This window comes from Prevotella sp. LMAG:51 (assembly GCF_008680225.1).
In the GTDB taxonomy this organism is placed as follows: domain Bacteria; phylum Bacteroidota; class Bacteroidia; order Bacteroidales; family Bacteroidaceae; genus Prevotella; species Prevotella pectinovora.
On sequence record NZ_NALQ01000004.1, the window covers coordinates 127562 to 142934 of the forward strand.

Sequence of the window (15373 nt, forward strand, 5' to 3'; positions counted from 1 at the left end):
TTCTCTCAAACTGACTGCAGGTAGCTGTCCACCTTGTGCGCCGCATCGCGGCCGCTTGCCATAGCCCTTACCACGAGCGAGGCTCCGTTCAAGGCATCGCCGCAGACGAATACGTTATCGGGATAGTCAGGGTGCTGAGGCTTGAGAAATCCCATTGCGAGGAAGCACGCCTCACACTTTATCACCTCGGGGTCGCCAGCCTCAACCATCAACGGACGGCCTCCCTCTGGATTCGGCTGCCAGTCGATGGGCTGCACACGGACGCCACACAGCTTTCCGTTCTTGCCTATGAACTCCAGTGTGTTGATGTTCCAGCGACGCGTACATCCCTCCTCGTGGCTCGACGTGGTCTTGAGCACGCGCGGATAGTTCGGCCATGGATTCTTCGGGTCGTCGGGACCCTCCACGGGGCGTGGCATGATTTCTATCTGTGTGACGCTCTTGCATCCCTGGCGATGGGCGGTGCCTATGCAGTCGGAACCGGTGTCGCCGCCGCCGATGACGAGCACGTCCTTGCCCTTGCAGGTGACACGCTCGTCCTTGGAGTACTCTGCTCCAGATAGGACGCGGTTCTGCTGCGAGAGCAGTTCCAAGGCGAGGTGTACACCTTTGAGTTCGCGACCGGGCACGTTCTTGAGGTCACGTGCCTCGGGTGTTCCTGTTGCAAGGACGTAGGCGTCAAAGCCTTCGGGCAATGAAGAGGCTTCCACCACTGTATTGTATACGAACCGTATGCCTTCCTCGATGAGGATGTCGAGCCTACGGTCAATGATGTTCTTTGAGAGCTTGAAGTTGGGAATGCCGTAGCGCAGCAGACCTCCTGCCGCTTCGTTCTTGTCGAACACGGTCACGTCGTAGCCCATGCGGTTAAGACGGTTGGCAGCCACAAGGCCCGAAGGACCGGCACCTATCACCGCTACACTCTTGCCGTTGCGTGGGAAGGTCATCGGTTTGATATAGTCCTCATGCCATGCCGTCTCTGTTATGGCAGCCTCGTTCTCACGGTTGGTTACCGGGGCGTGGTCTGTAAGATTGAGCACGCAAGCCTTTTCGCAGAGCGCCGGACAGATGCGTCCGGTGAATTCAGGAAAGTCGTTTGTGGCATTGAGCAGACGATAAGCCAGTTCCCAGTCGCCATTGCAGAGAGCGTCGTTCCATTCAGAATCCTTGTTGCCCAACGGACAAGCCCAATGGCAGAACGGCACACCGCAGTCCATGCAGCGGCTTGCCTGAGCCATGCGGTCACGCGAGTTGAGAGTCTGCTCCACCTCGCCAAAGTCATGTATTCTTTCGTGTAAAGGACGATACCCGGCTTCAAGCCTGGGCACTTCCATGAAAGCTTTTAGTTTTCCCATATCTTCCTTAGTTATTTATTAATTGCATATTGGCGATCTTCTCTTCCAGCTGGCGCATCTTCTCCTCCTGCAGCACCCGCTTGTATTCGATTGGAGTGACAAGGATGAAGTCCTCCACATAGCGGTTCCAGTCGTCCAACATGCGGCGTGCCAGGGCAGAACCCGTATAGAGGTAATGCTGGCGGATGAGTTCGTGGAGCTCCTTGCGTGCCGAACTTTCCTCGACGAGCGATATCTCCACCTGATCCATATTGCAGAAATAATCAAAAGTATGTTCACGGTCCCAAACGTAAGCCAGACCTCCACTCATACCGGCGGCGAAATTGCGGCCTATCTGACCAAGCACCACGATGCGGCCACCGGTCATATACTCACAGCAATGGTCGCCGGCACCTTCGATGACGGCTGTGGCTCCTGAATTGCGCACGCCGAAACGCTCGCCCACACGGCCGTTGACATACAGCTCGCCACCTGTCGCTCCGTAGAGTCCTGTGTTTCCGGCAATGATATTGTCTTCAGCCACGAAGTCGGCGCTCGAACGTGATGGGGGCAGAATGCTGATGCGTCCGCCGGAGAGTCCCTTCGCAAAATAGTCGTTTGCCTCGCCTTCCAGTCTGACGTTGATGCCGCTGACGGCAAAGGCTCCGAAGCTCTGGCCTGCCGATCCCTTGAACTTAATGTTGATGGTGGAATCGGGCAGTCCCTCCTCGCCATAACGCTTGGCTATGACACCAGAGAGCATTGTGGTGACTGCACGGTCGGTATTCTTTATGGCGTAGTCAAGATTCACCTCCTCCTTGTTCTCTATCGCCTTCTCACAGGCACTGATGATGTCTTCATCCTTCACTCCGCTGACCTTTGTGAATCCGCTACGGTCCCAATGGAGTGCCTTGTCCGTGTCGGGACGGTGGAGCAGCCGGCTGAAGTCGATGGTTCCCAACTTTGACGACTTGTCCTGCGGGATGACCTCTATCATGTCTGTGCGGCCGATGATGTCCTTAAGATGTCTTACGCCGAGTTCTGACAGATACTCGCGCGTCTGCTGGGCAAGGAATGTGAAGAAGTTGACCACGTATTCGGCACGTCCGCGGAACTTGGCACGCAGGGTCTCGTCTTGCGTTGCCACACCTACAGGACATGTATTGGTGTTGCACTTGCGCATCATCAGACAGCCGAGCACGATGAGCGGCAGGGTGCCGAAAGAAAATTCGTCGGCGCCAAGCATTGCCATGATGATTACATCGCGTGCAGTCTTGAGCTGGCCGTCTGTCTGCAGGCGGACCTGGTCGCGCAGACCGTTGAGCACCAGTGTCTGCTGTGCCTCGGCAAGTCCGATTTCCGGCGAGATACCGGCAAAGCGCATCGACGATACCGGACTTGCACCCGTGCCGCCCTCAGCTCCTGAGATGACGATGAGGTCTGCCTTTGCCTTTGCCACACCGGCGGCAATGGTGCCCACACCGCTCTCGGCAACAAGCTTCACGCTGACTGCGGCGGTGGGATTGATATTCTTGAGGTCGAAAATCAACTGGGCAAGGTCTTCGATTGAATAAATGTCGTGATGTGGCGGTGGCGAGATGAGCGTGATTCCAGGAATGGCATTACGTGTCTTGGCAATGATCTTGTTCACCTTAAAGCCGGGCAACTGTCCGCCTTCACCAGGCTTTGCGCCCTGCGCCACCTTGATCTGAAGTTCTTCGGCATTGACAAGATATTCGGCTGTAACGCCGAAACGGCCTGAGGCAATCTGCTTGGTCTTGCTGCTGAGCGACACGCCGTCTACCTCGGTGTGGTAGCGGGCGTTGTCCTCACCGCCCTCTCCCGTATTGCTTCGTGAACCGAGACGGTTCATTGCCAGGGCAAGTGCCTCGTGTGCCTCGATGCTGAGCGCTCCGAACGACATGGCTCCTGTGACGAAGTGGCGAACTATGCTCTCCACCGGTTCCACCTCGTCGAGCGGTGTCGGCGTAGCTGCCTTCTTGAAGGTGAGCAGATTGCGGAGGAAGATGGGGCGCTCACCCTTTTCGGCATCTCCCGTGGCGGAATGGGTGTCGACGATTGCCGCCCACTCCTTGAACTGCTTATAGCTGCCCAAGCGTGTGGCGAGCTGTAGCTTGGTGATAGTCTCGGGGTTCCAGGCATGCTCTATGCCGTCTTTTCTATAACTGAAAAGGCCGTTGTTGGGTAGGAAATACTTCTCTTCTGCCTTCACTACAGGAGAGGGGAAGAAAGCTGCCTGGTTGAGCTCTGTGTATTCTCTTGCGATATCCTTCAGTCCGATACCTCCGATGGTGCTTATCTCCGTGCCGAAATGTTTTCTGAGCAATGCTTCTGAAATACCGATACTCTCGAATATCTTGGCACCACGGTAAGAACGGATGGTGGAGATGCCCATCTTTGACATTATCTTCTTCAGCCCCTTGTCAACAGCCTTGATGTAGTTCTGCTCGGCGGTGTGGTATTCTTCCTGAATCTGATGGGTGGCGACCAGATGGTCTATAATGGCGAAGGTCATGTATGGACAGATGGCGCTGGCTCCATAGCCAAGCAGCAGGGCGGCATGCATCACCTCTCTTATCTCGCCGCTCTCCACGATGATGGCGGTCTGGACGCGCTTGCCCACGGAGATAAGATAATGGTGTACGGCGCTGACAGCGAGAAGCGAAGGAATGGCAGCGTGCTTGCCGTCGATGTCGCGGTCGGTGAGAATGATATAGTTTACGCCCTCATCCACGCTCTCTTCTGCTTTCTTACACAGAGTGTCGAGGGCGCTGCGAAGACTGCTTTCGCCTTTCTCCACATCGAAGAGCATCGGCAGCTTCACGGTGTTGAATCCCTTGTAGCGGATATTGCAAAGCAGGTCGAGCTCGGTATTGGTGAGCACCGGCTGTGGCAGGCGCACCATCTTGCAGTTGCTCTCGTCCGGTGTAAGGATTCCGCTACCCACCCGACCGATGTATTCTGTAAGCGACATTACCAGCTCCTCACGGATTGGGTCGATGGCAGGGTTGGTGACCTGTGCGAACTGCTGACGGAAATAATTGAACAACAGCTGCGGACGCTCGCTCAATACGGCGAGCGGCGTGTCATTACCCATGGCTGCCACAGGCTCCTGGCCCTTGGTACACATCGGTATGATGGTGCGCTCGATGTCTTCTTCTCCGAAACCGAAAGCACGCAACTTGGTGTCGTAGTCGTCAACGGAGTTTGCCACCTTGCGACCACTCCTGAGATTCTCCAGCTGGATGCGGCCAGTAGAAAGCCACTGGCGATAGGGATGCTCATGGGCAAGCTTGTCTTTTATCTCGCCGTCATAATATATCTTGCCTTTCTCCGTGTCGATAAGCAGTATCTTGCCTGGTTCGAGACGGCCCTTGCTGACCACGTTGGATGGTTCGAAGTCCATTACGCCTACCTCGCTTGCCACCACCATCATGCCACTCTTGGTTATAGTATAGCGTGACGGACGAAGGCCGTTGCGGTCGAGCATACCGCCTGCATACCGTCCGTCGGAGAACATCAGCGCTGCCGGTCCGTCCCATGGCTCCATCAAGATGGAATAATACTCATAAAAAGCCTTGAGGTCTTCTGATATAGGGTTCTTGTCGTTGAACGACTCCGGCACGAGGATTGCCATTGCCTGAGGCAGACTCATACCGCTCATAATAAGAAACTCGAACACGTTGTCGAGTGAGGCGGAATCGCTCATATCATCCTCCACGATTGGCAGTATGTCCTTGATGTCACCCAAAGCCCCCGAACTGAGCACGCTCTCTCTTGCCTTCATCCATGCGCGGTTGCCACGCACGGTGTTTATCTCACCGTTATGGCAGAGCAGGCGGAAGGGTTGCGCCAGTTTCCATTTCGGGAATGTATTGGTGGAGAAGCGGCTGTGCACAAGCGCCAGTCCTGATGTGAAATAGGGATTGGTAAGGTCTTGATAGAAGCGGCGCAGCTGTCCGCTGGTGAGCATTCCCTTATAAACGATGTTCTTTGATGACAAAGAGCAGATATAGAAGGAATCGATGCCGAGCGGCAAGATTCTGCGTTCGATGCGCTTTCTCACTTTATAAAGTTTTGTCTCAAGCGAAACGGTTTCTTCACCTTCCGAAGCGGTAGAGAGTGACGGCATTGGCGCCACAAATATCTGGCGTATGTCGGGCATCACTTCGCGTGCTGCCACACCCGGTACATCTTCGTTGACGGGCACGTTTCTCAGATGCATCAGTTCCAGACCGTCACGTTCGATCTCCTCAATCATGATGTTCAGAATCTTGTTCTGCAGCTTCTCTTCTTTCGGAAGGAACACCACGCCAGTTCCATAACGCCCCTTTTCGGGCACCGGAATGCCTTGCAGCAGAATAAACTCGTGAGGAATCTGCACCATAATGCCAGCACCGTCACCTGTCTTGTCACGAGTTTCGGCACCACGGTGTTGCATGTTCTCCAACACGCGCAGAGCATTATCCACCAACTCATGACTTTTGCCTCCATGTATGTTTACCACCATACCCACGCCGCACGCATCGTGCTCGTAGGCTGAGGCATACAATCCTTGTTTTGCGTCCATATTATAATGTTTGGTTGATACCTTTAAACAACTTTCTACCCGAAGGATCTATTTCTTTTATTTACAAGCCAACACGGCTTTTTCTCAATCCCCTCTTACAATTTGTTTGAAAATTGCAATAATCAATAGCAATATACAAGTGTATTCGTGTTTGCGGTTGCAAAAGTAAAACAACATTTTAAAACACGCAAATATAATGACAGTTATTTATTTCATAATACGAAATTTTGTTACGAAAACAACATCATTCATAACATTTTTATACCACGGATAAGGAATGCAAGCAAAAAAGACAAAGAATAGAAATTGCTTAACCCCAAAAAGTCACCGGGGCTTGCATGTTTTAAGATTTCAGAACAATACTCATGCCGGGCGTACTACTCAAAAAGGGCCTCGACACCACGTCGAAGCCCTTTTTCATCATTTTTGAATGTCTTAGCTGTTAGTATTAATGTAGCATGTAATTCTGAAAATCAGTGTTTGTTGATGCAAAGGTATCACAAGAATTGATTTAAAACAAATAATCTATAAGTTTTATACCCAAAAACTACGTAAACGTTTGCAATCCTTTGGTTACAATTTACACCTTTGAATACGCAAAATATTGACCGATATCAACAGAAATACGCTATTTTTCATATATATGCATTATATATGAAATTCCACTTTCCATAGTCTATCGCATACATTTATCGCTGCAATCGGACTTTAGATGGGTGTCATATTACAATGAGCGGAATGACAGGACTGAGGGTTTTCTGCTTCACGTATTTTTATACAGATTGCACATAGATGAATTCACCCACAAACGGTTATCGACACCACTCACAAAAAGAGAAAAAAATATTGTCTCACAAGGATGCTTGCCACCCATTATCTAACAGCAACTTTCTTCAAGCTACCATCGCTATACTTCACGATATTCAATCCCTTGGTTGGAGCAGACAATCACTGACCATTTACTGAATAGCGAGCTACCTCCTCAACATCGGTAGAGGTTGTAGTCTTGTCGATGCCTGTTGCATCGAATTCTACTATGTTCTCAAAGTAGTAGCCAAAGCGAGAGAGCCTGTAATCATCACGAGTTCCCATTAAAAGCTGTCTCAAGGCAACGAGGCTCCTTTCGAATCAAAAGGAAAAGGTAGCCACAAGGTTTGGGTAAAAGCTGGCTGGCAGCAATAAGGATCGGTAAGGCAAAGCATTGAGTACGTTATTTTATATATAAAGATAAGTGTCTAAATATAACGCAAGTGGAAGAAATCGAACATCGCAACACAAAAAAAGCTTAATCGGAAAAAATTCCAATTAAGCCCTTTGCTGTTCTTCTCGTTAAAAGCCTATTGCTGTTTTATTTCTTCACAACCTTAACAGTCTTGCCCGAAGCATACTTCACAATGTTCAAACCTCTCTGCATAGAGCTGAGACGCTGACCCTGAGCATCGTATACTGCAACCGGCACATCAGTCTTGCCTTCATTGTTGTTGATGGTAGAGATGCCAGTGCTATAGCCCTCAACATTTGCCTTGGCGGCATTTGCGATAGTGCCATCGGCATTGAGCAACAAGGCAACAACGCGCATCTTTGAAGTGTCCTGAATTAGCGACTCTCCCGAAGTGTTGACAACCTTTGCAGTCTCAAACTCACCCTCTACCTCTATCGGCTCGTCAGTCTTGATTGTTGCTGGCAGCGACACAAGTCCACTTGTAAGACGACTTGTTGCCACTACAACATCATCGAAATGAAGACCTGGGATAACAGAATTTCCTGCAAAGAACGGATCTGCTTCAGGCGAAGGCATTGATCCGACATTGTCTTCTGTATAATAGTTATGCTGCTCCCATGTAGAACCTGTTCCATGAAGGTCATCGGCTACGAGCACAAACTCAACCTTATACTTATCAGCATCTGTCAAATCCTCAAGGAATACGAATGTTGCCTTAGTGGCTATCTTCTTCATGTCATCCTTATAACTTGCCTCAACAGCAACTGATGCAGGAGCAATCTTCTTAGCCTGTGCCTTCCAAATATCCTCAATGCCGAGGCCGGAATTTGAGACTCCGACATAAGGATCAAGAGCAGCATTAAACGAACGGTCCATATCCGCTGTTGGGAATCCAGGCGCACTTGACGGGAAGTTAGTAGAAGACATCACCTCCATTGCATCGTCGTTATGATAAGAAAGCCCGATAAAGTCGGGATGATACTTGTTCATAAGTTTCAAGGCAACATATCCACGCGGACACCATCCGCACCATGTACCAGTATATTCCTCCATTACAGGATTGTGCTTTGGCATAACGTTGGCCACCACAAACTTACCCTCATTGGCAACAGCCTCGCTATTAGCCTCGCCATTCACCTTGTCAATAGTAAACTTAAGTGGATAGGTACCCTTAGCAGCTATCTCACTGAGCTTAATGGTCACATCAGTTGAAGCGTTGTAGATAGCTGGCAGCGGCTTGTCAAGCTCCACCAAACCCGAACCATTCACGTCGCCTGCCGTATAACTGTAGCTGAACGACTTAACGCCATTATAACCATGGTTCCTTATACTAAGAGTAACATCGGTGGTTGTGTTCACCAGTCCATACACCGTTCCTATCTCAGAGATATTGGCAGCATTGGCCTCAAAGCCAGAAATGTCAACCTCAAGAGCCGAAGAACCAAAATCCGACTTATCCTTCCATTTCAAGTAAGTACGCGATGTATGGAGGAAGAATCCTGCATCACTCTTATCCGCAACCAAAACCACTGGATATTTGGTGGTAGAGCTTGTCGCATCCACGTTGAACGAATAGCCCACATACAGTGTGTCGCTATCGATAGTGTAAGGAGTGGCAAGAGTGGCAGAAGCTGTATTGCCATCAAACGTAGCATCGAGACTCATCACATCGGGCACATTCTTATTGCTCTCAACCGTGAGCTTCTTGCTAATCCACACCTTCACGTTGCTTATATTGTCGCTACTCTGGAACGGAGCGCGTATAGCCTCTATCTTCTTACCCTTTAGACTCTTGTCGGCAAGCATCACAGCCACATCATAGTTCTCCTTCTTCTGTGTGCCATAAGCCACCAACGACGACGAACCCATATTGCCACTGAATACAATCTTGCCGTTGTCAGCATAAGCAGAGTCACAGAATCCTGACAAAGCCGCCACAAGCAGAATGGAATTGAGTATACATTTGTTATTCTTCATAACCTTCGTGTTTTTTTATTATTACAGAAAATGGCACCCCCGCTATACACATTATATAATATATAGGGTGAATGAAATTTCCCATTTATGTTAAAAGGCTCTTCTCTTTATTTTTTTATTCTGTCAATCTTACTTCTTGACAACCTTCACAGTCTTCTGTGTGCCGTCTGCCATCTTCATGGTCTTGAGGTATACACCACTAGCAAGGTTGCTTACACGACGACCGCTAAGATCACTGAAGCTTACGCTTGTCACGTTGCCATTGTCGGCAGTCATGCCCTTGATAGCTGTCTCAACAGGAGTGAAGTTGCCTTCATCATCAATCTCATACTCTACAAGATTTGACTTGTAAACCTTGTCACCATCCTTATAGAAAGTCTGAATGCCAAGCTTTGTGAATCCAGTCATGTAGAAGTACAATGTGTGCATGTTACCATTTGCAATAAAGTCAAACGAATTGTCTGAGAAGTAATACGGGATATCGGTGATCTCCTCAGAAATATTCGTATACTCATCTGGATATGCTGTAAACAAATCGCCATCGAAGTATAAATTATAGTAGAGCTTTTGGGCATCAAGCAAGTTGCCGTCAACCGAATTCTTGTCAAACCAGAACTGGAGCACACCACAACCTTGGGCCTCATCGAATGGCACGAACTGCAGCAAGACAGGATCCTTAGGACTTCCAGGAACCTCTACCCACGGCTCCATCTGCGGAGCCCCATAAGATATAGTTGGGTATACAGAATTCATACCTTTGTTAACATCAAACATACCATCCGACTTCAATGTCTTGGCAACGGCGTCATAATCAAACGATATAGACTTCTCGAAGTAGAAGCTGTCAACTTCCACTCCATACAATTCGTTCCAAATCTTCTTACTACCCAAAGGAGCGAAGAAGGAATGTATCTGCTCCACTGGGTCTACACCCATGTAGATCTTACCCTCGAAGACAGCCTTGTCACCATCAATCTTACCCTTTGCCCAATTATCCGGAGCGTTTTCTGAAAGATTGCCAAGATACAGATCCTTGCCATCAATAGCCAAATTGATAATGCGAGCGTCGTCCTGACCATCTTTATTGATGAATCTAACCTGATACTTCGAAACTTCGGCTGAAGCTGGAGGAACACTTGCTGTCTCATTCATCTTGCTCCATACCTAATAGTAGTCGGCGTATCCACACCAACCGCCATCGTCGGCACATAGTGCAAGATAAACATTATTATCGTGGTTGTCTACACGGATGAGTGAGTCGTTGCGGAGCACGTAGCTCATAGTCTGAGATGTAGGATCAGGAACAAAAGAGCTGCCCTCTTGATTCATCACAGCTCGATAAGCATAGAAATATTCCTTCTCGCCTGTAGGATTGCCATTAGCATCAATAGCGTCCTGGGCATAATATTTCTGAGGAAAATCAAACTTGATGGTGTCACCCTCAGCCTTATAGCCCTTTATCCAAGAGCCAGATGGTATTGTGCAGATAGCATTCTGGATATATACTTCTCCGTTGCTACCCTCAACATAACGCTCTACTGTGCCATCCAAAGTTATATGGAATACATATCCGAACATTACCAAGTAACCCTCACTCGTACCATATAGATTGTCATGCAATGTGCCAGCCGGCTGCTCAGTAATGAGTTCCGACTCGCTTGCAGCCTTGCACACACGTGCAAGAAGATTTGTCTGATTGCTTACCGTAGGCATAATAAAATTCATTGGCTGGCCTGCCGGCTTCTTGATGTTAGGCTGATATCTCAGCGAACTGTTGGCAAACGGTCCGTTTGCCTGAACTTTTGCGAGGGGTTGTGCAAAAGACGCTGTAGCAAACAAAGCTGCTACTAACGCTGTGAAGATTTTTTTCATAAGCGACATTAATTTAGTTAACAAATGTACAGATTATCCGTATAGGGAACCCTGTACTTATCTTTTTCTCTGTTGCAAATGTAGTAAATATATATTAACCTGCAAGCTTTTTAATAATTTTCTTTCGTTTTATCGTTATTTTCTTTGTTTTGCTTACTTTTTTATACTATATACACATTAATAAACTATCCTCACATTATTTAATATAAGCAAAAATTTATCAATACAAGCCAAAGTACAAGTAAAATAATATAAGTTAAAAACTTGCCAGATTAAACAAAAAGTCTTACCTTGCAAAACGTTTAAGAAAACAACATTCTTATGCCGTTTTCTTAATTACACATAACAATGCGCTTGTGACGGAATTGGTTGATGCGATAGACTTAGGATATAGTGTCTGAGCCGAGCGGCCTGGGACTATGTGCTTGCTGGGCTTTTAGCCCTTTCAGACATTCTATATCTCATCTATGCATTTAACGGATGACCCAAAAATATTCCTCCAAAAGGAGTGAGTTTCTCAGATTTAATTTGTATCTTCGCCAAGTCATATCAGAGTTTTGCTTGTTTGTTATTGCAACACCAGATAAGTGGATTCTTCGACATGGCAAAATCCTGGGCCGCTCGGCTCTGCCGCTTGCCAAAGCAAGTAACAAAAAGAATAGTTTTTACCATGATATTTTTACCATGATATTTAATGTCTAATTAAAAAAATAGTTATGAAGCAAATTATTAAGAGAGGTAGTTTTTTTACCTTGATGTTTATGTTGCTTGGTTGTTTGTCGCTTTATGCTGCAGATAACGACTTGATTACAAAGCAAATCACCATTCATTTGGAAAAGGCTGGTACTTTGCCTGATAGAATTGGAAGTAGTAAAAAGTATAAGATTACCAATTTAAAGATTATTGGTGAGATAAATGGTACGGATTTGAGGATGATTCGTGAGATGGCTGGAAGTATTTCTTATGGTAATTCTACTGACGGAAAGCTTTCTGTATTAGATTTGTCTGAGGCAAAGATTGTAGAAGGTGGGGATAGCTATTATACTGATTATGATAATAATAATAATTATTATACTTCTAATGATGTAATAGGCAGAATGGCATTCTTTGGCTGTAGCGGATTAATGAGTTTAAACCTTCCTGCTGGTATTACCGAGATAGACTATGGCGCATTCGCTTTGTGTAGCGGATTAACGAGTTTAACCCTTCCTGCTGGTATTACCTCAATAGGCTCTTGGGCATTCCAATACTGTAGCGGATTAACGAGTTTAACCCTTCCTGCTGGTATTACCGAGATAAGCGATGGCGCATTCGCTTTGTGTAACGGATTAACGAGTTTAACCCTTCCTGCTGGTATTACCTCAATAGGCCATGACGCATTCTATAAGTGTAGCGGATTAACGAGTTTAAACCTTCCTGCTGGTATTACCTCAATAGGCACTAACGCATTCTGGAATTGTAGCGGATTAACGAGTTTAAACCTTCCTGCTGGTATTACCTCAATAGGCTATAACGCATTCGAAGGATGTAGCGGATTAACGAGTTTAAACCTTCCTGCTGGTATTACCTCAATAGGCGATTACGCATTCAGAAGGTGTAGCGGATTAACGAGTTTAACCCTTCCTGCTGGTATTACCTCAATAGGCAATTGGGCATTCGCAAACTGTAGCGGATTAACTTCTATTTATGTATATGCAGAGAAAGTACCAAAAATTGGTAGTAATACATTCGAAGGAGTTGATGCCAAGAAATGCACACTTTATGTACCAATGGGAACTCGTGATGATTACTGGCTCTCTAGCTTTGGCGACTACTTTGAGAACATAGTAGAATTCGATGTAACAGGCATCGACAAGACTACAACCTCTACCGATGTTGAGGAGGTAGCTCGCTATTCAGTAAATGGTCAGCGATTGTCAGCTCCAACCAAGGGATTGAATATCGTGAAGTATAGCAATGGTAGCGTGAAGAAAGTTGCTATTCGATAATGGGTGGCAAGCATCCTTGTGAGACAATATTTTTATATAGGGGGTGTGTCAAAAGTTTAAACAGCACGCCCTGAAGTGGGCTAAGGAGATAATTGGGCTTTGCCTTTCCGCTTCGCGCCGGCGACCTTTGGTTCAGCCCGCTTGAAACTAAATCCGAAACATTAGTTAATAGAATTATGACAAGGAAACAAGCTATACAACTGTTTGAAGAACGTAAAGTTCGTACAGTGTGGGACGACAAAGCAGAGAAATGGTATTTCTCTGTTATAGATGTAGTGGCCGTACTTACTGATAGCGCAGACGCAAAAAGATATTGGAGCGTTCTGAAGTCAAGGTTAAAAAAAGAAGGTTGTGAACCTACTACAATTTGTAGTACGTTGAAAATGCAAGCAGCCGATGGAAAAATGAGACTCACGGATGTGGCTGATACAGAACAACTATTTCGTTTGATCCAATCGATTCCATCCCCTAAGGCTGAACCTTTCAAGCAATGGATGGCCTCCGTGGCAAGTCAACGCCTTGACCAGATGCAAGACCCCGAATTGAACATCGATCAGTCCATTATTGACTACAAGCGTTTGGGTTATTCAGATGCTTGGATCAATCAACGTATTAAGAGTATAGAAATACGCAAAGAGTTGACTGATGAATGGGCACGTACAGGCGTTAAGCAGGGACTCCAATATGCTTCGCTCACCGATATCATCACGCAAGAATGGAGTGGAATGACTACCAAGCAATATCGAAATTATAAAGGCCTTAAGAAAGAAAGCCTTCGTGATAACATGACTAATATGGAAATTGCGCTTAACATGCTTGCGGAGGCATCAGCCACCGAGCTTTCAAAACAGCGTGATCCCAAGGGCTTTAATCAGCAGAAAAAAGTAGCCAAAGATGGTGGTAGTGTAGCAAAAGCAGCACGCAATCAATTGGAAAGCAAATTGGGGCACAAGGTGATTTCCCCGGCAAAAGCAAGCGACTATTTACCACCTATTACGAATAACGAAGACAATGAAGATAAGATATAAACATCAGCGTTTTCAAGCAGAAGCTACTAAATGTGTGAGCGATGTGTTTCAGGGCCAGCCCAAACACGATGGCAGTCGCACCTTCTTGAACAAGATTGATATGTGGGATTTTGACGGCTTTGGCAACCTGCCCTTGGTGCTCGATAACGAGAGCCCTTTGCGCGTACTCTTCCGTGACGCCTGCTTTAAGGAAGACGCTCAGAAAATCAATATCTACGAGCAATTCAAGCAAGCCTTGGATTGGGTCGACGATGAAGCTTTCAAGAGTATCAGAGTAATCTGATAGCGTTGAAAACCTACCTTCAGAAGCAACTAGTCGGTATTTCCGACAGGTTCGTTTGGTAGAAGGTTATGATTTATGATGGGGTCAGTTATTCGGTATTTCCGAACAACTGATGAGCATCTATATGATGATAAAAGAATAAGACAATGAAGATAAGATACTAATGTTTCAGATTTAGTAAATATGTCCGTTCTTCATTATATATACGAAAGAGAGGAAACAGGAAGATTTTTGAGACTTTCGCTTTGTGCTTATCTCGCCTTGCATTATCTTTGCATCATCTTCTGACAGGATAAGCTGCGGCTGCAGCCAAGAAACATTTCAACTTTAGACACAACAGAAGCAATTAATAAAAGAAAACAATGAAGATTCACTTTTCACATAAGGAAGAGTTGTGGAACTCGTGGTCGCATTTCGGTGGTGTGGTGATGGGCGTGGGCGTAGGCATCGCGTTCCTGATATTCTGTATCGGTCATCAGAACGCATGGGCTACGGCTGGCGTATCGCTATATCTCTTCGGCATGCTATGCTCGTATATAGCCTCAACGGTGTATCATGCGCTGAGCGCACGAAGCGTATGGAAGGAGAGATTGCGCAAATGGGACCATGCCGCCATCTACTGGCATATCGCAGGCAGCTACTCGCCACTGACGCTGACGGCACTGAGAGAGGACGGCGCATGGGGATGGGGACTGTTCGTGTTTATATGGACGTGTGCCATCGTGGGCACGGTGATGAGTTTCAGAAGACTGAAGGACCACAGTAATCTGGAGACGGCGTGTTTCGTGGGTATGGGATTGAGCATCCTCGTGGCTTTCAAACCACTGATAAACAATGTGAGCGAGGCTGCGGTGATATGGATTATCGCTGAGGGAGTGAGCTACATCACGGGTGCCGTGTTCTACAGTCTGAACAAGCGCAAATACATGCACAGCGTATTCCATTTCTTCGTCCTCGCCGGCAGTGTGTGCCATATCATCGCCGTTTGGGATGTATTGATGCAATACCTTTAAACCCCAAACGGTCATTAGGGCTTAATCTGTTGATGACAGATTTGGGATAAACAATAATGCGGATT

General features: G+C 47.0%; 10 protein-coding genes. 4 read left to right on the plus strand and 6 right to left on the minus strand.

What is annotated here, in order from left to right; all coding sequences use genetic code 11:
• Positions 1-5: 5 nt before the first annotated feature.
• The 6 genes from CCC32_RS01675 to CCC32_RS01700 all read right to left on the minus strand — a co-directional run bounded on the left by CCC32_RS01675 (position 6) and on the right by CCC32_RS01700 (position 10996).
• Positions 6-1355, minus strand: a complete 1350-nt coding sequence (locus tag CCC32_RS01675; protein WP_287071829.1) for a glutamate synthase subunit beta — start codon at positions 1353-1355, stop codon at positions 6-8.
• A gap of 7 nt (positions 1356-1362) precedes the next feature.
• Positions 1363-5925, minus strand: coding sequence for a glutamate synthase large subunit (gene gltB, locus CCC32_RS01680; protein ID WP_287071831.1), 4563 nt, complete (start codon positions 5923-5925; stop codon positions 1363-1365).
• Between the two features lie 948 nt (positions 5926-6873).
• The gene (locus tag CCC32_RS01685; RefSeq protein ID WP_287071833.1) at positions 6874-7032 is read right to left on the minus strand and encodes a hypothetical protein; all 159 of its coding nucleotides are present in this window, start codon (positions 7030-7032) and stop codon (positions 6874-6876) included.
• Between the two features lie 241 nt (positions 7033-7273).
• Positions 7274-9124, minus strand: coding sequence for a hypothetical protein (locus tag CCC32_RS01690; protein WP_287071835.1), 1851 nt, complete (start codon positions 9122-9124; stop codon positions 7274-7276).
• Positions 9125-9253: 129 nt separating this feature from the next.
• On the minus strand, positions 9254-10276 hold the full coding sequence (locus tag CCC32_RS01695) for a hypothetical protein (protein WP_287071837.1): 1023 nt from the start codon (positions 10274-10276) through the stop codon (positions 9254-9256).
• Between the two features lie 12 nt (positions 10277-10288).
• On the minus strand, positions 10289-10996 hold the full coding sequence (locus tag CCC32_RS01700) for a hypothetical protein (protein WP_287071840.1): 708 nt from the start codon (positions 10994-10996) through the stop codon (positions 10289-10291).
• 716 nt (positions 10997-11712) lie between these two features.
• Here CCC32_RS01700 and CCC32_RS01705 point away from each other — a divergent pair.
• From CCC32_RS01705 to trhA, 4 genes are all read left to right on the plus strand, one after another.
• Positions 11713-12984: a leucine-rich repeat domain-containing protein gene (locus CCC32_RS01705; protein WP_287071842.1), complete on the plus strand. Its 1272-nt coding sequence runs from the start codon at positions 11713-11715 to the stop codon at positions 12982-12984.
• A 176-nt stretch (positions 12985-13160) separates the two neighbouring features.
• Complete coding sequence (locus CCC32_RS01710; protein ID WP_287071843.1) at positions 13161-14012, plus strand: BRO-N domain-containing protein; 852 nt, start codon at positions 13161-13163, stop codon at positions 14010-14012.
• The gene (locus CCC32_RS01715; protein ID WP_287071845.1) at positions 13996-14295 is read left to right on the plus strand and encodes a hypothetical protein; all 300 of its coding nucleotides are present in this window, start codon (positions 13996-13998) and stop codon (positions 14293-14295) included. Before CCC32_RS01710 ends, CCC32_RS01715 begins: the two co-directional genes overlap by 17 nt.
• A gap of 362 nt (positions 14296-14657) precedes the next feature.
• The gene (gene trhA, locus CCC32_RS01720) at positions 14658-15308 is read left to right on the plus strand and encodes a PAQR family membrane homeostasis protein TrhA (protein ID WP_042518375.1); all 651 of its coding nucleotides are present in this window, start codon (positions 14658-14660) and stop codon (positions 15306-15308) included.
• The last annotated feature ends 65 nt before the right edge of the window (positions 15309-15373 follow it).

Excerpts from the sequence above, each read along its gene's own strand:
- CCC32_RS01695 (WP_287071837.1), bottom strand. The coding sequence starts at position 10,276 with ATGAATGAGACAGCAAGTGTTCCTCCAGCTTCAGCCGAAGTTTCGAAG.
- CCC32_RS01675 (WP_287071829.1), bottom strand. The coding sequence starts at position 1,355 with ATGGGAAAACTAAAAGCTTTCATGGAAGTGCCCAGGCTTGAAGCCGGG.
- gltB (WP_287071831.1), bottom strand. The coding sequence starts at position 5,925 with ATGGACGCAAAACAAGGATTGTATGCCTCAGCCTACGAGCACGATGCG.
- trhA (WP_042518375.1), top strand. The coding sequence starts at position 14,658 with ATGAAGATTCACTTTTCACATAAGGAAGAGTTGTGGAACTCGTGGTCG.
- CCC32_RS01715 (WP_287071845.1), top strand. The coding sequence starts at position 13,996 with ATGAAGATAAGATATAAACATCAGCGTTTTCAAGCAGAAGCTACTAAA.
- CCC32_RS01690 (WP_287071835.1), bottom strand. The coding sequence starts at position 9,124 with ATGAAGAATAACAAATGTATACTCAATTCCATTCTGCTTGTGGCGGCT.
- CCC32_RS01705 (WP_287071842.1), top strand. The coding sequence starts at position 11,713 with ATGAAGCAAATTATTAAGAGAGGTAGTTTTTTTACCTTGATGTTTATG.
- CCC32_RS01700 (WP_287071840.1), bottom strand. The coding sequence starts at position 10,996 with ATGAAAAAAATCTTCACAGCGTTAGTAGCAGCTTTGTTTGCTACAGCG.
- CCC32_RS01710 (WP_287071843.1), top strand. The coding sequence starts at position 13,161 with ATGACAAGGAAACAAGCTATACAACTGTTTGAAGAACGTAAAGTTCGT.